1 protein-coding gene is annotated in these 526 nt (G+C 74.1%); it reads right to left on the bottom strand.

Going from position 1 to position 526, the window contains the following annotated elements; genetic code table 11:
- The coding region (locus DPV74_RS41800; protein WP_162923362.1) for a TolC family protein at positions 1 to 526 on the bottom strand (526 nt) is incomplete at both ends.

Raw genomic sequence — 526 nt, forward strand, 5'->3', positions numbered from 1 at the left:
CGAGCTGCAGCGACTGGTCCGCGCGCTGCGCGCGCAGCGCGGCGACCTCGCGGCTCGCGACCAGCAGTTGCTGGCGCACGACGAGCGCGTCGAGGTAGCTGCCGACGCCGGCCCGGTAGCGCGCGTCCGCGAGCCGCCACGCATCGGTGGCGGAGTCGAACGCACGCTGCTGCGCATCGGTCTGCACGGCGAGCGAATCCAGCCGGTGCAGATCGTCGGCCACCTCGCCGATCGCACCGATCAGCGTCTTGTTGTAACCGGCGACCGCGAGGTCGTATTGCGCGTCACGCCGGCGCAGCACGCCGCGCCGCTCGCCGCCGTCGAAGATCGGCAGGCTCACGGCCGGGCTGACGTTGTAGGTGCGCGATGCGGCCTGGAACAGCGATGCGCCCCCGCGCGTCGCGAGCCCGATCAGCGCGGTGAGGCTGACGTTGGGCAGGAAATCCGCACGGGCGGCCGCGACGTTGCGGCTGGCCGCCTCGACCCGCCAGCGCGCGGCGACGAGGTCGGCGCGCCGGCCGAGCAG

The organism is Burkholderia sp. HAN2018, assembly GCF_024704855.1.
GTDB lineage: Bacteria > Pseudomonadota > Gammaproteobacteria > Burkholderiales > Burkholderiaceae > Burkholderia > Burkholderia cepacia.